Genomic DNA, 23,200 nt, shown 5'->3' with positions numbered 1-23,200 from the left:
GTGGGACGCCATAGCCGCCGAGGCCGGCCGGAGACCGCTGCGGAAAGTCCGGAGACGGCAGGTCCGCCCGGCAACACCCCCGCGGGAGGCGGTGCGCCCGGCTCCGGGCCGGGTTCCGGACGCCGCAGACGTGAGCCGTTCGACGGCGATGCGGCGCGCGGCGGACACCCCGAACAGCATGAACCGGGCGGCGGCTGGGGCGCGTTCCCCGGGGCGCCGACGTCCCCGGTGGCTTCCGGTCAGGGCGCGCCGAGGATTCCCCGGCCGCGCGCGGAGGTGCCCGGTGCACCGCTGGTCGCTCCGCCGGGCACCGGGCCGGGGCCACGGCGCGACTATGTGGATGCCTTCGACGCCGGGTCCCTCCCGGTCGGCCGGGGCGGCGCGGACGACCCGGACGACGATGTGTTCCGGGCCGGTGCGCCCCGGACGGCGGGACCGGCGGCCGGTCCGCACGGGCCCCGCGGGGACGGCGTGCCCCCCGGCGGCCGCTTCACCGGGCGGTCGGTGGTCTTCGACCGCGACGAGGCCGACGGGCCGGAGCTGTCGGCCCCGGGGGTCGCATCCGGCGCGGACGGTGGCGAGCCGGGTGACCCGGCCGACCGGGACGCGGCCGACGGTTTCGCGGCGGAGGAGTCGCGGCACGGCAGCAAGAAGGGCGGCATGGGCCGGACGTTCACCGGCGCGGCGGCCGCGGCGGTGACCACCGTCCTCGCCGTCGTCATCGCGGGCCAGGTCGCCGAGCAGCACAAGGACGGCGGCGACCCGCAGACGCGCAGCGGCAACGACCGTACCGACGGCGTCGGCGACGAAGCCTCCAGGTCGCATTCCAGGCCCACCCAGGACGCCAAGCCCGCCAGTTACGACCAGCAGATGACGCAGGTCTTCCCGCTGGACGCGCATCTGACGGCCAGCGGCCGGTTCAAGCCGGTCGGCGGCGGCGCCAAGGCGCCCGGCCGCGGCAAGGTGCTGCGCTACCGCGTCGATGTCGAGGAGGGGCTGCCGCTGGACGGCAAGCTGTTCGCCGAGGCGGTGCACAAGACCCTCAACGATGAGCGGAGTTGGGCACACGGCGGGCAGATGACCTTCCAGCGGGTGTCGTCCGGCGACGTCAATTTCGTCATCACGCTGGCCAGCCCGGGGACCACCGACACGTGGTGCGCCAAGTCCGGACTCGACACCAGCGAGGACAATGTCTCCTGTGACTCGGCGGCGACCGATCGGGTCATGATCAACGCATACCGCTGGGCGCAGGGCGCGCAGACCTACGGCCACGACAAGATGTACGCCTACCGCCAGATGCTGATCAATCACGAGGTCGGCCACCGCCTCGGGCACAACCACGAGGCCTGCTCCCGGCAGGGCGCACTGGCTCCGGTGATGATGCAGCAGACGAAGTTCCTGACGACGGACGGGGCGACCTGCCGGCCCAACTCCTGGCCGTTCCCCACCCAGAGGTGAGCGGGCCGGACACCCGCCGCGGCGGGTGCCCGGCGCGGGACGTCTCTTCGGTTTCTTCGCTCTCTTCGCCCTCTTCCGGCGCTTTCGTCTCTTCCGGCGCTTCCGGCTCTTCCGCAGGTCACGGCGCAGCGGCGGGTACTGCGGGCGGTGCCGTGGCACTCACATAGCGCGTCGAAACGCCCTCAGGGGCGGAAAGTTACGTGCGTTCACCCCTTCCGGTGGCGCGATGGACAACCGTCCATCGCGCCACCGGCCCTTTGCATAGCTTCTTCCCGCAGGTGGCGGCCGTGCCGCTGGCACACCAGGGACGCCGATATGGGAGGACGGGGGTGCACCCGTGCGTATTGGACTGCTCACCGAAGGTGGTTACCCGTATGCGTCCGGTGAGTCGCACGCGTGGTGCGACCGGCTCGTGCGCGGGCTCACCGGTCATGACTTCGAGGTCTATACCCTGAGCGCCGAGCCCCGCCGGGACGCGCCACCACGGCCCGAACTGCCGCGCCACGTACGGCTGGTACACAGCGCACCTCTGGGGGGCGGCTTTCCCGCCGGGCGCCGCCGGGCCGGTGGGCCGCGCCGGGGCCGCACTCCCGGACGGCGCGAACGGCGCCGCTTCGCCGAGTGCTTCGGCGATCTCGTGGCGGCCTTTGCCACGGTGTCTCCCGGAGGCGGGCCGGGCGCCCCGGCGGTTCTCGCCGGGGGCGCCGCCCACGGGGGAGCGCCGGCCGGGTATCCGCCCGCCGTCCCGGACGGTGCCCCCGACGACTCCGTGACCAGCAAGGCGGACCGTTTCGCCAGCGGTCTCTACGGGCTCGCCGAACTCGCCCGGGAGCACCGGGGGCTGCCCGCACTGCTGCACTCCGAGGACGCGGTACGCCTCCTGGAAGCCGCCTGTCACGGGCCCCACGCGCTGCCCGCCGCACCGGGCGCACAGGTCAACGATCTGCTGGCCGTCACCGCCGGGCTCGCCCGTGCGCTGCGGCCGCTGTCCCTGGACTGGTACGGCGACCGGCAAACTCCCGGGCTCGGCGGTGTGGACCTGTGCCATGCCACCTCGGGCGGCGCGGCCGCCCTCCCCGGACTGCTGGCCAAGCACTTTTTCGCCACCCCGCTCCTGGTCACCGAGTACGGCGTACGGCTGCGCGAGCACTACCTCGCGCGCGCCGCCGCACCGCTGAGTGCGCCGGTGCGCGCACTGCTCGCCGCTTTCCAGGGCGCGCTGGCCGCCGAGACCTATGCGCAGGCCGCGCTGATCACCCCCGGCAACACCCACGCCCGGCGCTGGCAGGAGCGCTGCGGCGCCGACCGCGCCCGGTTGCGCACGGTCTACCCGGGCATGGACGCCACTCCCTTCGCCGCGGTCGCGGACGCCGCGGCGGACGACTCCAAGACGCTGGTGTGGGTCGGCAATGTCGAGCCCGCCAAGGACCTCATCGGGCTGCTGCACGCCTTCGCCGAGATCCGCAAGGCCGAACCGGAGGCCACCTTGCGGATCGTCGGCGGAGTCGGCCGCGACCCGCAGGCGCCCGGATATCTCGCGCACTGCCGGGCGCTGGCCGCCCAGCTCTTCCCCGACGAGGCGGCCGACGTCCGCAGCGTCGGCGAGAACCCGGTCAGCTTCGAGGAGGTCGGCAGCCCCGAGGTGCCGGCCCTGGAGGACGCCTATGCCTCCGGCGCCGTGGTGGTGCTCTCCAGCGTCATCGAGGGCTTTCCGCGCTCCCTGGTGGAGGCGATGTTCTGCGGCCGCGCCACGGTGTCGACCGACGCCGGTGCGGTCTGTGAAGTCATCGGCGGCACCGGCCTGGTGGTTCCGCCCCGTAACCCCCGTGCCCTCGCCGAGGCCTGCACCGCGCTGCTCGGCGACCCGGACCGCAGGGCCAGGCTGGGCGCGGCGGCCCGGGCGCGGGCGCTGGAGCTGTTCACCGTCGAGCAGAATGTCGCGGCATTTCGTGGCATCTACCTGGAGCTGATCTCCCATGCCCCGGCCCGCCCGGCCGCCTGCCGTGCGCGGGACGCCCAGGGCGTACCGCAGCCCTTCGCCCGTCCCGCCGAGTCCCATGTCCCCGGCCGCTGGGCGACGACCGGTGCCGCCACCCGGGCCGCCGTGCCCGTCACCCGGGCCGCCGTGCCCGCCGGCCGTACACCGAGCTGGGCGGCCCCCGCGCAGGAGCGGACCGCCGCGCTGCCGGTGCCGGCCGGCGGAGGCGCGGAGGGCGGGGGAGCGAGCGGCGTCCGAGGGGCGAGACGGTCGGTGAGATGGGGAGCGGGCGGCGATCAGACAGGCGTGACCGGAGCGAAAGAGAGAGGGCAGTGGTGAGGGTGACGGCTGCGCTGGACGTGATGTGTGCGATGGGCCTGGTGGGCGTGGCGCTGGTGACGGGCATGACGGATGTGGCGCACGGCGGGAGCCGGTACGGCCTCCGGCGCGGCCGCCGCCCCACCCGCCGCCCCGGCCGCCCGGTGTACGCCGACCAGACCGCCCCCGGTGGCCGCGGCCGCCCGGCCCGGCGGCGCATGCCGCACCCCCGCCCCGGCCGGGACGGCTGTGCGGCGGCGGCCCGGGGAAGAGGAGACGGGCTGTGACCACACCCGACACCGGCGCCACCAGCGCCGCACCGGCCACAGCGGAGGGGAGCGCCGCCCGTACCGCGCCGCCGGGCAAGGAAGCCGCCGCCCGTCCCGCACGCCGCGGCCCCGCCGACCCCGTACGGGCCCTGATGCACCGCCACCAGGAGCTGTGCGCACGCGCCGTCGACGCGCTGGAGATCGCCGCCGGCCTGGAGGCGCACGGCGTCACCGACCGGACGGCCGCACGCTTCCGGCACCGCGACGTCTTCTCGCTGGCCGAAGAGCTCTACGCCCGGGTGCCCCGCGCCGACTCGGCGGACGCCCGGCCGGACGGGCAGCCTCGCTCGCCCCTGCCCGTCCCCGCCCGGGACTCCCGCGGTGTGCGCGGGGCGCTGCAGCTGCTGCCCGGTGCCGTCTGCGTCGCGGCGGTCGCCGCTCTCGCCTCGGCCGGTACGGCGACTCCCGCCGTACGCGCCTGTGTCGGCGCGGCGGGCGGTGCGCTGATCGCCCTCGCCGTCCGGCTGGCCGTCCGGTGCGGGCCGCTGCGACTGCGCCACCGGGGCGCCGGATCGTGGACCGCCGGCCTGTGGGTCTGCTGGACGGCCGGATACGCGGTGTACGGCGACTGGCTGCTCGGACAGCTGCTGGCCGGCGGCCCCGACCTGCCCCACGCCGCTCCCCGGGCCGCCGTCGCCACCGTCGTGGCCCTGGCCTTCGCCCTCGCCCCGGCGGCCGGCTGCGCCCGCTGGTTCGCGGCGCGCGGGCGGCGCGGCCTGGCCGCCAGCCGTGGCCTCGAAGAACTCGCCGCCCGGGTCCGGCCGTTGCTGCTCGCCGCCACCCTGCTCTTCCTGGGCGCGCTGGTGGCCCTGCTCCTCGGCGCGGACGCGGCCTTCGGGGGCGACGGCACGACGGCCCTGGCCGCGGCGGCCGCGCTGGGGGTGCTGCTCTTCCTCGCCCGGCTGCTGGCCGTGCACGGCTTCCCCGACGCGGCCGCGACGGGCCTGGCCTCGGCCGCCGCCCTGGAAGCCCTCGCCCTGTCCCTGGTACTCATCGCCCGCCTGCCCGGCCTGCCCCCGCTCGACGTACCGGTCGAGGCGCTCACCACCGCCGTGGGACCGGCCGCCGTACCCGCCGTGGCCTGCACGGCCGCCGCTGCCGGGCTCCTCGTGTACGGCCTGCGGGCGCTCACCGGCGCCTGCGCGCACTGGCCGGCTCCCTCCGGCCCGGCGGAGGCGCACCGGCCGTGACTCTCCGCATGCCGCCCGGCCCCCGACTCCTCATCCTCCGACTCCCCGTCCCCCGACTCCCCGTTCCCCCACACGGGCACCCCCACCACGCACCACCCCCGGAGCGGCACCCCGAAACGGCCGCTTCGACCCCTTACCCGCGGGCCTCACCCCCCACCTGGCCCCCGACCCCGGGGCGGAGGCCGACTCCGCGGAAGCCGACGCACTTCCCTCGATCCGCTTTAGGAGCACGACATATGAACGTCCAGCCGACCACACGCCACGCGGACCGGGGGGTCGCACGATGAGGGTGCTGCTCATCGGCGCCAACGGCTACCTGGGCCGCTATGTCGCCGACCGCCTGCTCGCCGACCCCGCCGTCCAGCTCACCGCCCTCGGGCGGGGGGACGACGCCGACGTCCGCTTCGACCTGGCCACCGGCAGCCCCGGTGCGCTCACCCGCTTCCTCGACGCGGTCCACCCCGGTGTCGTCGTCAACTGCGCGGGCGCCACCCGTGGCGGGGCCCGCGAGCTGACCCGGCACAACACCGTCGCGGTCGCCACCATCTGTGAATCGCTGCGCCGCAGCAGTTGCGGCGCCCGGCTCGTCCACCTGGGCTGCGCGTCCGAGTACGGGCCTTCCCAGCCCGGCTCCTCCACCGCCGAGGACGCGGTGCCGCGCCCCGGGGGGCCGTACGGCGTCAGCAAACTCGCCGCCACCGAACTGGTCCTGGGCTCCGGCCTGGACGCCGTCGTGCTGCGGATCTTCTCGCCGGTCGGCCCCGGCACCCCGGCCGGTTCACCGCTGGGCCGGCTCGCCGAGGCGATGCGCCGCGCCATGCAGTCGGGCGACAACGAGCTCAAGCTCGGCGGGCTCGGCGTACAGCGGGACTTCGTCGATGTCCGTGATGTTGCGCGGGCGGTGCACGCCGCCTCGCTGTCCGCCGCGCAGGGCGTCGTCAACATCGGCACCGGCCGGGCCGTCCGGCTGCGCGAGGCCGCGTCCGTGCTCGCCCGGGTCGCCGGCTTCGGCGGCGCGCTGCACGAGATCGACTCGCCGCCGGCCCGGCTGGTCATCCCCGGCCCGTCCCCCGAGCACCCGGTCGGCTCACCGCCCGCCACCTACCCCTACCCGGACGGCTGCGGCACCTGGCAGCAGGCCGATGTCCGCACCGCCCGCGACCGGCTCGGCTGGCGTCCGCGGATCGGGCTGGAGGAGTCCCTGGCCGACATCTGGATGGAGGCCGCATGCCGTATCTGACCGGCTCAAGAGCTCGGGGGAGGGGCACCGGCCACCCTGCGGAGCGGCGTGGTCACCTCGTCCGCAGGGTGCCGCGGACGCCTCGGGACGAGGCGCCGCGGACCGCCCGCCGGCACGGACCGGGCACCGTGTAGGTCACCGTCCGCCGGGCCGCCGGGGCGGACGGTGCGGCCGGCGGTGCCCGGTAAGCGCTGCCCGGCCACTGGGACGAGATCGTCTCGCGCATCGGAACAGGTGTCTCGGAATGAAGAAGGGCGTGGCAGTGTTGCGGGGAGAGCAAGCTCCCCCACTCTCGGCTCCGCTCGGGCGGGGGGAACCCCATCTAGACCGACCAACGGAGTTCCCGTGTCGCTGCCACCCCTGGTCGAGCCCGCTTCCGAGCTCACCGTCGATGAGGTCCGCAGGTACTCCCGCCACCTGATCATCCCCGATGTCGGGATGGACGGGCAGAAGCGGCTGAAGAACGCCAAGGTGCTGTGCGTCGGCGCCGGTGGCCTGGGCTCGCCCGCGCTGATGTATCTGGCCGCGGCCGGCGTCGGCACGCTCGGCATCGTGGAGTTCGACGAGGTCGACGAGTCGAACCTGCAGCGCCAGATCATCCACAGCCAGGCGGACATCGGCCGCTCCAAGGCGGAGTCCGCGAAGGACACCGTCCTGGGCATCAACCCGTACGTCACGGTCAACCTGCACCAAGAGCGCCTTGACTCCACCAACGTCATGGAGCTCTTCGCCCAGTACGACCTGATCGTCGACGGCACCGACAACTTCGCCACCCGCTACCTGGTCAACGACGCCTGCGTGCTGCTGAACAAGCCGTACGTCTGGGGCTCGATCTACCGCTTCGACGGCCAGGCGTCGGTGTTCTGGAGCGAGCACGGCCCCTGCTACCGCTGCCTGTACCCGGAGCCCCCGCCGCCGGGCATGGTGCCCTCCTGCGCCGAGGGCGGCGTCCTCGGTGTGCTGTGCGCCTCCATCGGCTCGATCCAGGTCAACGAGGCCATCAAGCTGCTCGCCGGCATCGGCGACCCGCTCGTCGGCCGGCTGATGATCTACGACGCGCTGGAGATGACCTACCGTCAGGTGAAGGTCCGCAAGGACCCCGACTGCGCCATCTGCGGTGAGAACCCGACCGTCACCGAGCTCATCGACTACGAGGCCTTCTGCGGCGTCGTGTCCGAGGAGGCCCAGGAGGCGGCGGCGGGCTCGACGATCACTCCCCGGCAGCTCAAGGAGTGGATCGACGGCGACGAGAAGATCGAGATCATCGACGTCCGCGAGCCGAACGAGTTCGAGATCGTCTCGATCCCCGGCGCCAAGCTGATCCCCAAGAACGAGTTCCTGATGGGCACCGCCCTCCAGGACCTGCCGCAGGACCGGAAGATCGTCCTGCACTGCAAGACGGGTGTCCGCTCCGCCGAGGTCCTGGCCGTACTGAAGTCCGCGGGCTTCGCCGACGCCGTGCACGTCGGCGGCGGCGTCATCGGCTGGGTCAACACCGTCGAGCCGGAGAAGCCGGTCTACTGACCTTCCCGCACCTCGCACGAAGGCGCCGGTCCGTGCCGTACGGACCGGCGCCTTCGTGCGCCGCGGTGCGGTGTGACCCGGCCGGTGCGGTGGCCGGTCCCGCTCAGATCTCGCCCTTGCGCGTCAGATAGTTGAACGCCAGCCAGCCCGGCAGCGCCGGCAGCCAGAAGACCAGCAGCCGGAACAGCAGCACCGCCGGGAACGCCGTGGCGGCGTCGAGCCCGGCCAGGGTCAGCCCGGTGATCAGCGCACTCTCGACGGCGCCCACACCACCCGGGGTCGGCGCGGCCGAACCCAGCGCGTTACCGGCCAGGAAGGCGACCGCGATACCCGCGTAGGTGATCTTGTCGTCGCCGCCGAAGGCCCGGATCGAGGCGTCCAGACACATCACGTTCGCCGCGGTCAGCAGCAGCATCCCGCCGATGCCGGTGACCAGCTTCCGGGGCCGCTGGAGGATGTCCAGCATCCGCGGCACCACTCCCGCGAACAGCGACCGCACCCGCCGGGAGACGAAATTGCGCAAGGCCGGCACCGCCGTGACGACCAGGACCAGCACGGCCACGGTCAGCAGCCCGGCGATGACCGTACGGGACGGCGAGATCGACGCGGTCTGCTCCTGGGTGCCGGTCACATAGCCGAAGACCAGCAGCAGCAGGATGTGACTGCCCAGACCGAACAGCTGGGACGCGCCGACGCTCGCCACCGCCAGTCCGGGCCGGACCCCGGCGCGTTGCAGGAAGCGGGTGTTGAGCGCCACTCCGCCGATCGCCGCGGGCGCCACCAGCTTCACGAAGTTGCCCGCGATCTGCGCAATGACCGTCCGGACGAACGAGACCCGCTCCGTGACGAACCCCAGCAGGCTCATCGCCGCCGCGATGTATGTCAGCGCCGAGAAGAACACCGCGACCAGCATCCATTCCCACCCGGCCTTGCTGACCACATCGCCCAGGTTGAAGTGGGTCAGCGTGGACAGCAGGAAATACACCGCGAAGGCGCCGGCGATCCAGGTGATCAGGATGCGCGGGCTGAGCCGCTCCAGCTTCGCGGGTTCGATCACCGCCGTCGGACGGATCAGCAGCACCTGCCGGCGGATCTGGGCGAGCAGATCCTCCTCACGGGCCTCCTCCGAGGCCTCGTCCAGGGCGCGCTTCTCGGCGTTCTTCTCCGCATGCCGCTCGGCCCGCAGCGTCTTGCGGTCCTTGGTGCCCTCCGCCTCTCTCGCCTCCCGGGCCTCCTTGGCGGCCTGTGACGCCTCCAGCACCGCCTCGCGCTCCCGCTTGCCGCGCTCGCGGGCGAGCTGGCGCAGCGTGGCGCGGGTGGTGCGGCTCAGTGCGATCGGCTGCAGCAGCGGCAGGCTGTCGGCGACCGCGTCCGGGCCGAGCACCTCGACGGCCGCGGCCACCGCGCGCTCGGCACCGACCCGCAGACCGCAGGTGGCCAGCAACTGGGCGATGTCCATCCGCAGCACGAGATCACCGGCCGCGATCTCGCCGCCGCGCAGCTCGGTCAGGACGACAGCGCCGGAACGATCCATCAGCAGCGCGTCCCCGACCAGTCGCCGGTGCGCGATCCGCCGCGACTGCAGCGCCTCGACCTGCCGCCACGCGCTGTGCATCAGCGCGTCGGTGATCTCCTCGTCGGCCAGTGAGTCGAAGGTGCGGCCGCCGATGTGCTCGTAGACCAGCATCACCGCGTCCGGGCCGAGCTCGGAGGTGGCGATCAGCTTGGGGGCGTGGGCGCCGGCCGCGATGGCCGCATACGCCAGCAGCGCCTCCTGTTCCAGCGCCTGGCGCAGCGACTGCAGACTGCGGCGCTGGTTGATGCCGCGCAGCGAGAGCCGGCGCCACACGCGGTAGAAGAAGCCGTGCGCCTGCTGCTCGCGGTCGACGACGGTGACATCGATCGGCGGGCCGTCCTCCAGGGTGACGAGGTAGCGGCGGCCGCGGTCGGGGTGGTCGGAGTGCTCCGTGGTGGTGGCGTCCTCCGCCCGCAGCGCGGAGACCGGGTGGAAGCCGACCCGGCGCAGCCCCGCGAGGAGGTTCTGGCCGGTGGGGCGGACATTGGGGGAGCCGACCGCGTAGAGGGTGCCGTAGGCGACGGTCCAGCCGATCAGCACGGTCGTGATGATCGCGAACGGTGTGGTGTATTTTCCGACCAGCACCGCGAACGCGTCCAGCAGCAGCACGCACCACATCGCGACCCGCCAGCGCGGCCGCCGGGACATGCCCACCGCCGTCATATAGGCGATCACCGGTGCCAGGTAGCTGTGCACCGGAGCGGAGAGCGAACCGTTCTCCAGGGGCTGGGTCAGCGCGTCCTGGATGGAGACGGGCGCGGACTGGGCCACCCACAGATCGGCGGCCAGCGACACCCCGTGGGCGAGGACCGCGGCCAGTACCCCGTCCGCGATCCGCAGCCCGTCGCGCTTGATCAGCCGCTCGACGGCGAACGCCACCGGCACGATCAGCACCGCGACGCTGGCGGTCAGCCCCGCCATATTGATCAGCAGCGGGGGCGCCGCCTTCGCGCCGGTGCCGATGTCCCGCGCCAGGCCCTGGGTGGTGCCGTGGGCGAAGGTGGCGAGGCCCAGAACGAGGGCGATGCCGGCGATGCCGAGCAGCAGCTGCAGCAGGTCGGCGGGGCGGTGCACCCGGGCGGGCAGCAGCGGTTCGTCGCCGGAGACCCGGTCGACGTGGAACTCGCCGTACTCGTCGGAGCTCAGGTCGGAACGGTGCGAGCCCGTGTGCGGCTTGTCCGGGGCCGTGTGCGGCTTGTCCGGGGCCGTGTGGGGCTTGTCCGGGGCCGTGCCCGACTCCGGCTCCTCGCGCTTCTCGCGCGCGGCCGGTCCGTCCGGTGCCTGCTCGGGCTCCTTGCTGTTCCGCTCCTCCTCGCTGTTCCGCTCCTCCTCGTGCCGCTCGGTTGGCTCGGGCTCCTTGGGCACTTCCGGCCTCTCGGACGCCCCGGGTCGTTCGGCCTTCTCGATCGTGCTCGCCTTTTCGGTAGCGGAAGCCGTGACCGGCCTCCGTTGGTGCGTCCCCTGTGGCGCCGCCTGCCGCCGCTTCGGCCGCTCGGTCGGTGTGGTCGGTCCGGGCGCGGTGCCGGCGGCGTCGACGGCCAGTGCCTCAGGGGTGCCCGCCTCCCGTGGAGGCGCCGCACCCTGCTGCTCGGCTGTCTCTTCTTGATCTCGTATCACCAGTCACCGTCCGGAAGATGGTGGCACGCCCGACCGGTGGAGGGGGGCATCAGGGTGCATTTCGGGGGTGCGGGAAGCGGAGCGCCCTCCCCGTACCAGGGCGGACGCGCCTTGCTGCCGACCTCCCGGAGGTGCCGGACCGTGTGTCCGATCCCATTGTCGGTGCCGTGCGGCAGGATGGACCGAATGAGTGGGACCGGAGATGAGGCGGCGGGTGAATTCCCCGCAAACCCGGAAGATCCGGAGTGCCCGGGAGGCCCGGGAGACCCGGGAGGCCCGGGAGGTCTGGGAGACCCGGAATACCCGGAATACCCGGAGTACGCGGAACGGGTCCTGGGCGTTGCCGAGCTGATCCCGGCGGGCCGGGTGATGACGTACGGCGATGTCGCGGAGTGGTTGCAGGACGAGGGGCAGCCCGAAGGCCTTCCGGCGAAGGGCAGTGGCGGGCGACGGGTGGGCGGGCCGCGGCAGGTGGGGCGGGTGATGGCGCTCTACGGCGCCGCCGTGCCCTGGTGGCGGGTGGTGCGCGCGGACGGCCGACTGCTGCCCGGCAGCGAACTGCGCGCCCTGGCGCACTACCGCGACGAAGGCACCCCCTTGCGTACGGCTCCGCACGCCGCCGAGGACCACATACCCCGGCTCGACATGCGCCGGGCCCGCTGGGACGGGCGCCAGGACGGCGGTGCGGACGGCGGCGCGGACGGCGGTGCGGACGGCAGCGTGGCTCCGTAGCGCCGGCGGTATCGCGCGACGGGCCGTGGGAGGCACTGTGGCCCGGGCGCGACCTGGCGTAGCGTCGGGCACTGCCGTCACGACGACGGCCCCGCCGCGCGCCGCGCAGCCGGACCACTTCCGACCCTCGGCGGCCCGCGGCGCCGCGCACCACGCACGCACCACGACGAGCACCTCCTCAGGACCGGCGATCCACGTGAGTTCCTCCTTCTCGGCCTCCTCGGCCCTCCCGCCGGCGCAGCCCCACCGGGTGGCGCCGCGGGGTGCCGCAGCAGGCACGTACCGGCTGGTGCGCACCCCGCCGGGGCGGGTGACTCCTCCTGCGTTGGACGCAGGCCAGCGCGCCGTGGTTGACCACCGGCACGGGCCGCTGCTGGTGCTGGCCGGACCGGGCACCGGGAAGACCACGACGCTGGTGGAGTCGGTGGCCCGCCGGGTGCGGGCCGGCGGCGACCCCGAGCGGATCCTCGTCCTGACCTTCAGCCGCAAGGCCGCCGTCGAACTCCGCGACCGCCTCGCGGCCCGGCTCGCGGACCTGGAAGGACGGTCCGAAGGGCCGCCCGGCGCGGCGGGCGGCGGACCACGGGCCGGCATCCCGCAGGCGACGACCTTCCACTCCTTCTGCTACGCCCTGGTCCGCGCCCACCAGGACGCCGACCTCTTCGCCGACCCGATGCGGCTGCTGTCCGGACCCGAGCAGGACCTCGTCGTCCGCGAGCTCCTCGCAGGACAGGCGGAACTGGCCGGCGCCGGCCGCGCCCGGGTGAGCTGGCCGGACGAGCTGCGGGCCTGCCTGACCACCCGCGGCTTCGCCGACGAGGTCCGTGCGGTGCTCGCCCGCAGCCGCGAACTGGGCCTGGGCCCGGACGCCCTCGGCGCCTTCGCCCGGCGCACCGGCCGCCCCGACTGGAGCGCCGCGGCCGGCTTCCTCGCCGAATACCTCGACGTGCTGGACGCCCAGGGCGTACTGGACTACGCCGAGCTGGTGCACCGCGCGGTGCTGCTCGCCGAACGCACCGACGTCGCGGCGCAACTGACCGCCTCCTATGACGCGGTCTACGTCGACGAGTACCAGGACACCGATGTCGCCCAGGTACGGCTGCTGCGCGCCCTCGCCGGCAACCACGGAGCGACGGGAGCGCCGGGCTCCCCGGGGCGCACGCTCGTCGCCTTCGGCGACCCCGACCAGTCGATCTACGCCTTCCGGGGTGCCGACGTCAACGGCATCCTCGACTTCCCCGAGACCTTCCGCAGAGGGGACGGCACCCCCGCCCCGGTGGCCGTGCTCGGCACCTCCCGGCGCTCCGGCGCCGCCCTGCTCGCGGCCACCCGGCTGCTGACCCGCCGGATGCCGCTCACCCGGCTCCCGGCCCGGACGGTAAGGGCCCACCGCGAGCCGGTGCCCGTACGGGACGGCGGCCGCGTCGAGGTGTACACGTACCCGACCCCCGGCAGCGAACTCGACAACATCGCCGACATCCTGCGCCGCGCCCACCTGGAAGACGGCGTGCCCTGGCGCGAGATGGCCGTCCTCGTCCGCGCCGGGGGGCGCTCGCTCCCCGCGGTACGCCGCGCGCTCACCTCGGCCGGGGTACCCCTCGACATCGACGGCGACGATCTGCCGCTGCGCCACGAACCCGCGGTCGCCCCCCTGCTGACGGCGCTACGGGCGGCGGCACGGGCCGCTCTGGGGCAGCGGGATGCTGCGGCGGCCGGGGCGGCCGGGGCGGCAGGGGCGGGCGAGGGGGAATCCGCTGATGTCGCCTCCGGTGACGCGGTATCCGGTGACGCGGTATCCGGTGGGGTGCAAACCGGGGCGGCGGAATCCGGTGCGGCGGAATCCGGTGGGGTGGAATCCGGTGGGGTGGAAGCCGCAGCGGCTGCCCCCGATGAGGCCCCGTCCGCCCCCGATGACGCCCCGTCCGCCGAGGCCGCCCCCGGAGACACCGCCCGCTGCGCGCTCGATGCCGAAACTGCCCTTGACCTGCTGACCTCCCCCCTGGGCGGCATGGACTCCGCCGATCTGCGGCGGCTGGGCCGCGCCCTGCGCGAGGAGGAACGGGCCGCCGGGCAGGCACTGCCGCGGCCCTCCGACGAGCTGATCGCCCAGGCGCTCGCCGAACCGCAGCGCCTGGTGGCCCACGACCCCGCCTACGCCCGCGGCGCCCAGCGGCTCGGGCTGCTGCTGCGCAAGGCCCGCGAACTGCTGGCCGGCGGCGGCACCGCCGAACAGGCGCTGTGGGAGCTGTGGGACGGCACCCCCTGGCCGCAGCGCCTGGAGCGGGCCGCCCACCGCGGCGGTGCCGCCGGGCGCAACGCCGACCGGGACCTGGACGCCGTCGTCGCGCTCTTCGAGACCGCCGCCCGCGCCGAGGAGCGCACCGGCGGCCGTGGCGCACTCAACTTCCTGGAAGAACTCGACGCCCAGGACATCGCCGCCGACACCCTCACCCGGCGCGCGGTGCGCCCCGACGCCGTACGGCTGATGACCGCGCACCGCGCCAAGGGCCTGGAATGGCGGCTCGTCGTCGTCGCCGGGGTCCAGGAAGGCCTCTGGCCCGACCTGCGCCGCCGCGGTTCGCTCCTGGAAGCCGACCGGATCGGCCGTGACGGCCTGGCCGAACCGCTCACCCCGGGCGCGCTGCTCGCCGAGGAACGCCGGCTGTTCTACGTCGCCGCCACCCGCGCCCGCGAACGCCTGGTCGTCACCGCGGTGAAGGCCGCTGCCGACGACGGCGACCAGCCCTCCCGTTTCCTGACCGAGCTGGGCGTCACCCCCCAGGACGTCACCGGCCGCCCGCGCCGCCCCCTTTCGGTCGCCGCGCTCGTCGCCGAGCTGCGCGCCACCACCGTCGACCCGGACGCCACCCCCGCTCTGCGCGAGGCCGCCGCCCAGCGGCTCGCGAAACTGGCGGCCCTGCACGACGACGACCATCACCCCCTGGTACCGGCCGCCCACCCGGACAACTGGTGGGGCCTGTTCGAACCCACCCACAGCACCGTCCCGCTCCGCGACCGCGACCGTCCCGTGGTCCTCTCCGGCAGCGCCCTCGACCAGCTCGCCAACACCTGCTCCCTCCAGTGGTTCCTGGGTCGCGAGGTCAAGGCGGACACCCCCGCCACCGCCGCCCAGGGCTTCGGCAACGTGGTGCATGTGCTCGCCGACGAGGTCGCCTCCGGCCGCACCCCCGCCGATCTGTCCGTCCTGATGGCGCGCCTGGACTCCGTATGGGACTCCCTCGCCTTCGACGCCCCCTGGAAGTCACGCCAGGAAAAGGAGTCCGCCCGCGCCGCCCTGGAACGCTTCCTGCGCTGGCACGTCATGGAACGCGAGACCCGTGGCCGGGACACCGCCGCCACCGAGCACGGCTTCGACCTCACCCTGCGGGCCGGCGCCCACGAGGTCCGCATCCGCGGCAGCATGGACCACGTCTCCCGGGACGCGCAGGGCCGGGCGTACGTCGTCGACTTCAAGACCGGCAAACAGAAACCGACCGGACCCGACGTCGCCCGCCACCCCCAGCTCGCCGTCTACCAGCTCGCGGTGCGCGAGGGCGCCGTCGACGACCTCTTCGACGGCCGCACACCGGAACCGGGCGGCGCGGAACTGGTGCACCTGAGGCTGGGCGCCGCCCAGAAGGAAGGCGGCGATGCGCTGCCCGCCGTACAGGCGCAGCAGCCGCTGGAGGTGGGGGAGCCAGGGGGAGAGTGGGTCGGCGAACTGCTCGCCACCGCCGCGGGCCGCGTACTGGAGGAGCGGTTCACACCGACCACCGGCACGCACTGCACCCACTGCGCGTTCCGGGCGTCGTGCAGCGCACAGCCGGAGGGCCGGCACGTCGTGGAATGAGCGGCTCCGCTGCGCTGTGGCGGCCCTCCCACGGTTTCGGCTCGCCCGCCGTTGCGCTTTGCGGCGCCCCCGCGTACCTCTCTGTCCCGCCGCGGGGCTCGCTCGCCGTTGCGCCTGCGGCGGGCGTGGGTGGTCGGGTGCGGTGCCGCTCCTCCGGACTCCGTCCTGCGGCGCGGCCCCTCCCGTGAGTGGGTGGAAGACGTGAGTGGGGGCGAGCATGATCGTTACCTGCACCCCCACTCACCTTCACTTACTCCCCCACGGGAGGGGACGGGCCGGAGGGGCCGGTGTGTGGGACGTAAAGCGAAGCAGTCCCCCACACCGGCCCCGGAGGTCCGTCACCGCACCCACAGCCCCGCGCAGCGGACCGGCCCGCCGCCAGGCGCAACGGCGAGGGACCCCCACGGCGGGTCAGCCAAAAACGTGGGCCAAAGGCCAAGCGCAGCGGATTGTCAGTGGCGCCCGCTACGGTTTTCGCTGTGTCAGCTCGCCTTACCGACCCAGAGCAGCTCAAGGAGCTCCTCGGTATCCCGTTCACGCCGGAGCAGACGGAGTGCATCACCGCCCCGCCCGCCCCGCAGGTCATCGTGGCCGGAGCCGGTTCGGGCAAGACCACGGTGATGGCCGCGCGCGTGGTGTGGCTGGTCGGCACCGGCCAGGTCGCCCCCGACCAGGTCCTCGGGCTGACGTTCACGAACAAGGCGGCCGGCGAGCTCGCCGAACGCGTCAGGGCCGCGCTCCTCGCCGCCGGTGTCACCGACCCCGACGCGCTCCCGCCCGCCACCGGCGCCACTGCCACCGGCCGGCCCGCCGAGCAGCCCACCGGAGAGCCGCGGATCTCCACCTACCACGCCTTCGCCGGCCAGCTCCTCAAGGACCACGGCCTGCGCATCGGCCTGGAGCCCAGCGCCCGGCTCCTCGCCGACGCCACCCGCTTCCAGCTCGCCGCCCGTACGCTCCGTGCCGCCCCCGGCCCCTACCCTGCGCTCACCACCTCCCTGCCCTCCCTCGTGGAGGACCTCCTCGCCCTGGACGCCGAGCTCGCCGAACACCTCGTGGACCCCGCCGCCCTCCGTACGCACGACACCGAGCTCCTCGCCGCCCTCGACGGCGTGAAACTCACCAACGCCGACCTGCGCAAGGTCCCCGAAACCGCCCGCGGCCGCCTGGAACTGCTCGACCTCGTCACCGCCTACCGGGCCGAGAAGCGCCGCCGCGACCTCCTCGACTTCGGCGACCAGATCGCCCACTGCGCGACCCTCGCCACCACCCGCCCCGAAGTCGGCCGGATCCTGCGCGACGAATTCCGCGTCGTCCTGCTCGACGAGTACCAGGACACCTCCGTCGCCCAACGACTGCTGCTGTCCGGCCTCTTCGGCACCGGCACCGGCACCGGCACCGGCACCGGCACCGCCACCAACACCGCCACCGACACCGCCACCGGGCATGCCGTCACCGCCGTCGGCGACCCCTGCCAGGCCATCTACGGCTGGCGCGGCGCCTCCGTGGCCAACCTCGACGACTTCCCCCTCCACTTCCCCTTCCAGGACGGCACCCCCGCCCGCCGGTACGCCCTCAGCGAGAACCGGCGCAGCGGCGGCCGCCTCCTCGACCTCGCCAACGGCCTCGCCGCACCACTCCGCCGGATGCACGAGGGCGTCGAAGCGCTGCGCCCCGCCCCCGGCGCCGAGCGCGACGGCACCGTCCGCTGCGCCCTGCTGCCCACCCACGCCGAAGAGCTCAGCTGGCTCGCCGACTCCCTCGCCCACCTCGTCCGCACCGGCACCGCACCCGGCGAGATCGCCGTGCTGTGCCGCACCGCCGGTGATTTCGCCCGTATCCAGGGCGAACTGGTCGCGCGGGACCTCCCCGTGGAGGTCGTCGGCCTCTCCGGGCTGCTGCATCTGCCCGAGATCGCCGACCTCGTCGCCGTCTGCGAAGTGCTCCAGGACCCCACGGCCAACGCCGCCCTGGTCCGCCTGCTGATCGGCCCGCGCTGGCGGATCGGCCCCCGTGACCTGGCGCTCCTGGGCCGCCGTGCCCGCACCCTCGTCCACCACTCCGCCCCGTCCGACGACCCCGGGCAGCGCCTCGCCGAGGCCGTCGAAGGCGTCGACCCGGCCGAGACCATCTCGCTCGCCGACGCCCTCGACACCTTCCTGGAGGCCGAAGGACCGGATGACGGGCTCCCGTTCTCCCCCGAGGCCCGGGTGCGCTTCGCCTACCTGGCCACCGAACTGCGCGACCTGCGCCGCTCCCTCGGCGACCCCCTCATGGACGTGCTCCACCGGGTGCTCGCCGCCACCGGCCTGGAAGTCGAGCTGTCCGCGTCACCGCACGCCCTCGCCGCCCGCCGCCGCGAAACGCTCGGCACCTTCCTCGACATCGCAGCAGGATTCGCGGCCAAACAAGGCGGCGAATCCCTCGACGGCGACGCCACCCTGCTCGCCTTCCTCGGCTTTCTGCGCACCGCCGTCCAGCACGAAAAGGGCCTCGACAGCTCCCTTCCCGGCGGCGACAACACCATCAAGGTCCTGACCGCCCACAAGTCCAAGGGCCTGGAATGGGACGTGGTCGCCGTACCCGGCCTGGTCGCCAAGCAGTTCCCCAGCGAACAGGCCCGTGAGTCCTGGACCAGCCGGTCCAAGGTCCTCCCGCACTCCCTGCGCGGCGACGCCGCCACCCTGCCCGACGTCGGGGAGTGGGCCGCCCGCGGCCTGAAATCCTTCAAGGAGGCGATGAAGCAGCACCAGGAGACCGAGGAACTCCGCCTCGGCTACGTCACCTTCACCCGCCCCCGTTCCCTGCTGCTCGGCTCCGGCCACTGGTGGGGCCCCCAGCAGAAGCGGCCGCGCGGCCCCTCCGCCTTCCTGGAGGCGCTGCGCGAGCACTGCGAGGCGGGACACGGCGAGATCGAGCACTGGGCCGGGCCCCCCGAGGACGGCGAGGAGAACCCCGCCCTCTCCGAGGCCGCCACGGAACAGGCCTGGCCGCTGCCCCTCGATCCCGCCGCCACGGCCCGCCGCCGCGCCGCCGCGGCCACGGTCCGCGCCCATCTGGAGCGCCGTACGGGGGAGGGACCGGCCGTCTTTGCCGCCGCCCCGCCGTCCCTGTCCGCCCACGACCCCGACTGGCCGCCGCCACCGACCGATGACCCCTGGGACGCCGACCCGTTCGACGTGCCCGAGGCCGACCCGTTCGACGTGTCGGAGGCCGAGCCGTTCGACGTGCCCGAGGCCGAGCGGTACGACCTGCCGGCGACCGACCCGTTCGACGAGGCCGGCTCCGGCCCGTTGGATGACATCCCGCCGTACGACGTGCCCGTCCCGCACCCGTTCGACGACGGCGCCCCGCCCTCCGCCCACCCTGCTGCCCGCCCCGTCGACGCCGCCCCGCCGCCCGACACCCCCGAGGCCGGGCCGGCCCCGCTCCGTGCCCACATCGTCGCCCAGCGCTCCACCGAGCCCGACCTCACGGCACCCACCGGCCCCGACACCGCCCACCCCAGCGCCGCCCACCCCGGCACCGCCCACCCCGGTGACACCGCGCCGCACACCCTCCTCCCCGAGGAGCGGCGCGCCGTCGGGTCCTGGGACCGCGATCTGGACGCGCTCGCCGCCGAGCTGCGCCGCTCCCGCGCCACCGTCCGCGACGTCCCGCTGCCCTCCGCGCTCAGCGCCACCCAGCTGCTCCGCCTCGCCGCCGACCCCGACGGCTTCGCCCGCGAACTGGCCCGCCCCATGCCGCGACCGCCGCAGCCCGGCGCCCGCCGGGGCACCCGCTTCCACGCCTGGGTCGAGTCCCGCTTCGAAGAGCTGACGCTGCCCCTGCTCGGCCCCGACGAGCTGCCCGGCGCCGAAGCGGGCGAGGAAGCCGCAATCGTCGACGAACACGACCTCGAAACCCTCAAGGAAGCCTTCGCCCGTACCCCCTACGCCCACCGCACCCCCTTCCGCGTCGAAGCCCCCTTCCAGCTCACCCTCGCGGGACGGGTCATCCGCGGCCGGATCGACGCCGTCTACAAAGAGCCCGGCCCCGACGGCGACCGCTTCGAGATCGTCGACTGGAAGACCGGCCGCGCCCACAGCGCCGACCCCCTCCAGCTGGCCGTCTACCGCCTCGCCTGGGCCGAGCGGTACGGCCTGGAGCCGTCCGCCGTCGGCGCCGCCTTCCTCTACGTCCGCAGCGGCGAGGTGGCCCGGCCCGCCCGGCTGCCCGGCCGGGCCGGACTCGAACGCATCCTGCTCGGCGAGACCGCCGACCGGCCTCCCCCACAAGGCCGATAGGCTCGGGCGTATGAGCACAACCCCGGACAGCGCCGTCCGCGCGTACATCACCCTGCACCGCGAAGCGTTCCTCGACGACCTCGCCGACTGGCTGCGCATCCCCTCCGTGTCCGCCGACCCCGAGCGCGCCGGCGAGGTACGCCGCAGCGCCGAATGGCTCGCCGCGAAGCTCTCCGACACCGGCTTTCCCACCACCGAGATCTGGGAGACCGACGGCCTGCCCGCGGTCTTCGCCGAGTGGCCCTCGGGGGACCCGTCCGCGCCGACCGTGCTCGTCTACGGCCACCACGACGTACAGCCCGCCGCCCGCGAGGACGGCTGGCACACCGACCCCTTCGCGCCGCAGACCATCGACGGCAAGCTCTACGCCCGCGGCGCCGCCGACGACAAGGGCCAGGTGTTCTTCCACACCCTGGGCGTGCGCGCGCACCTCGCCGCGACCGGCCGCACCGCCCCCGCCGTCAACCTCAAGCTGCTCATCGAGGGCGAGGAGGAGTCCGGCTCGCCGAACTTCCCGGCCCTGATCGAGAAGCACGCCGACCGCCTCGCCTGCGACGCGGTGATCGTCTCCGACACCGGCATGTGGTCCAGGGACACCCCCACGGTGTGCACCGGCATGCGTGGCCTGACGGACTGTCAGATCGACCTCTACGGCCCCGACCAGGACCTTCACTCCGGCTCGTTCGGCGGCGCCGTCCCCAACCCCGCCACCGAGGCCGCCCGGCTGGCCGCCGCCCTGCACGACGCCGACCGCCGGGTCGCCGTCCCCGGCTTCTACGACGGCGTGGTCGAGCTCACCGACCGCGAGCGGGAACTCTTCGCCGAGCTGCCCTTCGACGAGGAGGAGTGGCTGCGCACCGCGCACTCCCACGCCCCCCTCGGCGAGGCCGGCAGCACGACCCTGGAACGCATCTGGGCCCGCCCCACCGCAGAGGTCAACGGCATCGGCGGCGGTTACCAAGGCCCCGGCGGCAAGACCATCGTGCCGTCCACCGCACAGCTCAAGCTGTCCTTCCGGCTGGTCGCGGGCCAGAGCGCGGCCGCCGTGCAGCAATCCGTACGCGACTGGGTCGCCGCGCACCTCCCGGCCGGCATCCGCCACGAGATCACCTTCTGGGGCGCCACCCGCCCCTGCCTCACCCCGCTCGACCACCCCGCGCTCCAGTCCCTCGTCCGCGCCATGGGCCGGGCCTTCGAAGACAAGATCCGCTTCACCCGCGAGGGCGGCTCCGGCCCGGCGGCCGACCTCCAGGACGTCCTCGGCGTCCCGGTCCTCTTCCTCGGCATCTCCGTGCCGTCCGACGGCTGGCACGCACCGAACGAAAAGGTCGAGCTCGACCTGCTGATGAAGGGCGTCGAGACCGCCGCCCTTCTGTGGGACGACCTGGCGGAGACCTGGCGCCCGGCCTGACCGCACGCACCCCCGTACGGCTCCGCGCCCGTACGCAGCAATCACCCACGCCATAGGGGGAGTTGGAAACAGCAGTGACCACCTGGACCGATCACACCGCCGGCCGGCCGCTCACGTTCAGCGCGCCGAGCGGAATTGACCGCTCCGCCCATCACCGGCTCGACGAGGCATGGCTGGCGGCGGCCTGGAGCCACCCGACGACGCGCGTCTTCGTGGTGTCCGGCGGACAGGCGCTGATCGACGACACCCCTGACGGCCGCACCGAGCTGATCATGACGCCGTCCTTCGAGGCGCCGCTGACCGAGGCCCACCGCTACTACCTCGGCACCGACGACGAGGGCGTCAGCTACTTCGCCCTCCAGAAGGACTCGCTGCCCGGCCGCATGGACCAACCCGCGCGCCCGGCGGGCCTGCGCGAGGCCGGTCTGCTGCTGTCGCCCCGCGACGCAGGCCTCCTCGTGCACGCCGTCGCCCTCGAAAACTGGCAGCGCCTGCACCGCTTCTGCTCACGCTGCGGCGAGCGCACCGTCATCGCCGCAGCGGGCCACATCCGCCGCTGCCCGGCATGCGGCGCCGAGCACTACCCGCGCACCGACCCGGCCGTGATCATGCTTGTCACCGACGAGGAGGACCGCGCCCTCCTGGGCCGCCAGGTCCACTGGCCCGAGGGCCGCTTCTCCACCCTCGCCGGCTTCGTCGAGCCGGGCGAGTCCATCGAGCAGTCGGTGGCCCGCGAGGTCTTCGAGGAGGCCGGCGTCGTCGTCGGCGATGTCGAATACATCGCCAGCCAGCCCTGGCCCTTCCCCTCCAGCCTGATGCTGGGCTTCATGGCGCGCGCCACATCCTCCGAGATCCAGGTCGACGGCGAGGAGATCGAAGAGGCCCGCTGGTTCTCCCGGGAGGATCTGCGCGCCGCCTTCGAATCCGGCGAGGTCCTCCCGCCCTACGGCATCTCCATCGCCGCCCGCCTCATCGAGCTCTGGTACGGCAAGCCGCTGCCCAAGCCGTGAACGCCGGACGGTGAGCGGGGGCAGCCGCATGGCGGCCCGCACACCTGACACCGTCGCGCAGCAGGCAGCAGGCAGCAGGCAGCAGGCAGCAGGCAGCAGGCAGCAGGCAGCAGGCAGCAGGCAGCAGGCAGCAGGCAGCAGGCAGGACACAGCAGACAGCAGGCCGTCGACCGGTCCCACCTGGGATCCGGTCGACGGCCTGCTGCGTGCAACGGGGCGCAGCCGTCAGGCCATCAGGCCGTCAGGCCATCAGACCCCGACCTTCTCCTTGACCTGCGCCAGGGACGGGTTGGTCAGCGTCGAGCCGTCGGGGAACCGCACGGTCGGCACCGTCTGGTTGCCGCCGTTCGCCTTCTCCACGAACGCCGCCGACTCCGGGTCGTGCTCGATGTTGATCTCGGTGTACGCGATGCCCTCGCGGTCCATCTGGCCCTTCAGCCGACGGCAGTAACCGCACCAGGTCGTGCTGTACATCGTCACAGTGCCCGCCATGCGTCCCGCGCTCCTTCGTTAAGTCTTGATCCGATACCGCCCGACGCCGTACTCGGCACTCGGCGCGGCCAAGCATCACAACGCACGACGCGCCTGGGGCATTCCCGGGGGGGCCACCCCCCACCCCCACCCCACCCCTCGCCGCCCAAACCCGCCCCGCCACCCCACGAGGCCTCCCCACCGCCCGCC

The 23,200-nt window shown here is 74.0% G+C and carries 13 protein-coding genes; 11 read left to right on the top strand and 2 right to left on the bottom strand.

The window, feature by feature from the left end:
- From ACF088_RS02575 to moeZ, 6 genes are all read left to right on the top strand, one after another.
- A complete protein-coding gene (locus tag ACF088_RS02575) occupies positions 1-1,458 on the top strand; it encodes a DUF3152 domain-containing protein (RefSeq protein ID WP_392373526.1) in 1,458 nt (485 codons plus the stop codon).
- Between the two features lie 337 nt (positions 1,459-1,795).
- Positions 1,796-3,775, top strand: a complete 1,980-nt coding sequence (locus ACF088_RS02570) for a DUF3492 domain-containing protein (protein WP_392373525.1) — start codon at positions 1,796-1,798, stop codon at positions 3,773-3,775.
- Positions 3,772-4,041, top strand: coding sequence for a hypothetical protein (locus ACF088_RS02565; RefSeq protein ID WP_392373524.1), 270 nt, complete (start codon positions 3,772-3,774; stop codon positions 4,039-4,041). The genes ACF088_RS02570 and ACF088_RS02565 overlap by 4 nt, the downstream gene beginning before the upstream one ends.
- Positions 4,038-5,273: a hypothetical protein gene (locus ACF088_RS02560; protein ID WP_392373523.1), complete on the top strand. Its 1,236-nt coding sequence runs from the start codon at positions 4,038-4,040 to the stop codon at positions 5,271-5,273. Before ACF088_RS02565 ends, ACF088_RS02560 begins: the two co-directional genes overlap by 4 nt.
- Positions 5,274-5,556: 283 nt before the next feature.
- The gene (locus ACF088_RS02555; RefSeq protein WP_328384736.1) at positions 5,557-6,513 is read left to right on the top strand and encodes an NAD-dependent epimerase/dehydratase family protein; all 957 of its coding nucleotides are present in this window, start codon (positions 5,557-5,559) and stop codon (positions 6,511-6,513) included.
- 345 nt (positions 6,514-6,858) lie between these two features.
- Entirely contained in the window at positions 6,859-8,037 is a 1,179-nt protein-coding gene (moeZ, locus tag ACF088_RS02550) for an adenylyltransferase/sulfurtransferase MoeZ (RefSeq protein ID WP_350253756.1), read from the top strand.
- 103 nt (positions 8,038-8,140) lie between these two features.
- On the opposite strand, the gene ACF088_RS02545 is transcribed toward moeZ, so the two are convergent.
- Positions 8,141-10,978 carry a flippase-like domain-containing protein gene (locus ACF088_RS02545; protein WP_392373522.1) on the bottom strand — a complete coding sequence of 946 codons (2,838 nt, stop codon included), beginning with the start codon at positions 10,976-10,978 and terminating at the stop codon, positions 8,141-8,143.
- A gap of 438 nt (positions 10,979-11,416) precedes the next feature.
- Between ACF088_RS02545 and ACF088_RS02540 the strand changes: the two genes are divergently transcribed.
- From ACF088_RS02540 to nudC, 5 genes are all read left to right on the top strand, one after another.
- A complete protein-coding gene (locus ACF088_RS02540; protein ID WP_392373521.1) occupies positions 11,417-11,962 on the top strand; it encodes an MGMT family protein in 546 nt (181 codons plus the stop codon).
- Between the two features lie 196 nt (positions 11,963-12,158).
- The gene (locus ACF088_RS02535; protein WP_392373520.1) at positions 12,159-15,812 is read left to right on the top strand and encodes an ATP-dependent helicase; all 3,654 of its coding nucleotides are present in this window, start codon (positions 12,159-12,161) and stop codon (positions 15,810-15,812) included.
- A 479-nt stretch (positions 15,813-16,291) separates the two neighbouring features.
- Complete coding sequence (locus ACF088_RS02530) at positions 16,292-20,098, top strand: UvrD-helicase domain-containing protein (protein WP_392373519.1); 3,807 nt, start codon at positions 16,292-16,294, stop codon at positions 20,096-20,098.
- 10 nt (positions 20,099-20,108) lie between these two features.
- Positions 20,109-21,509: a dipeptidase gene (locus ACF088_RS02525; RefSeq protein ID WP_392373518.1), complete on the top strand. Its 1,401-nt coding sequence runs from the start codon at positions 20,109-20,111 to the stop codon at positions 21,507-21,509.
- 74 nt (positions 21,510-21,583) lie between these two features.
- The gene (nudC, locus tag ACF088_RS02520) at positions 21,584-22,519 is read left to right on the top strand and encodes an NAD(+) diphosphatase (RefSeq protein ID WP_392373517.1); all 936 of its coding nucleotides are present in this window, start codon (positions 21,584-21,586) and stop codon (positions 22,517-22,519) included.
- 249 nt (positions 22,520-22,768) lie between these two features.
- On the opposite strand, the gene ACF088_RS02515 is transcribed toward nudC, so the two are convergent.
- Positions 22,769-23,011, bottom strand: coding sequence for a mycoredoxin (locus tag ACF088_RS02515; RefSeq protein WP_392373516.1), 243 nt, complete (start codon positions 23,009-23,011; stop codon positions 22,769-22,771).
- Positions 23,012-23,200 lie beyond the last annotated feature (189 nt).

It is taken from the genome of Streptomyces sp. NPDC015125 (genome assembly GCF_043080045.1).
GTDB lineage: Bacteria > Actinomycetota > Actinomycetes > Streptomycetales > Streptomycetaceae > Streptomyces.
This window is presented reverse-complemented; position numbering and strand designations above follow the sequence as displayed.

Bases quoted from the DNA above. Each gene is read 5' to 3' on its own strand.
- ACF088_RS02555 (WP_328384736.1), top strand. From the start codon at position 5,557: ATGAGGGTGCTGCTCATCGGCGCCAACGGCTACCTGGGCCGCTATGTC.
- ACF088_RS02540 (WP_392373521.1), top strand. From the start codon at position 11,417: ATGAGTGGGACCGGAGATGAGGCGGCGGGTGAATTCCCCGCAAACCCG.
- ACF088_RS02525 (WP_392373518.1), top strand. From the start codon at position 20,109: ATGAGCACAACCCCGGACAGCGCCGTCCGCGCGTACATCACCCTGCAC.
- ACF088_RS02515 (WP_392373516.1), bottom strand. From the start codon at position 23,011: ATGGCGGGCACTGTGACGATGTACAGCACGACCTGGTGCGGTTACTGC.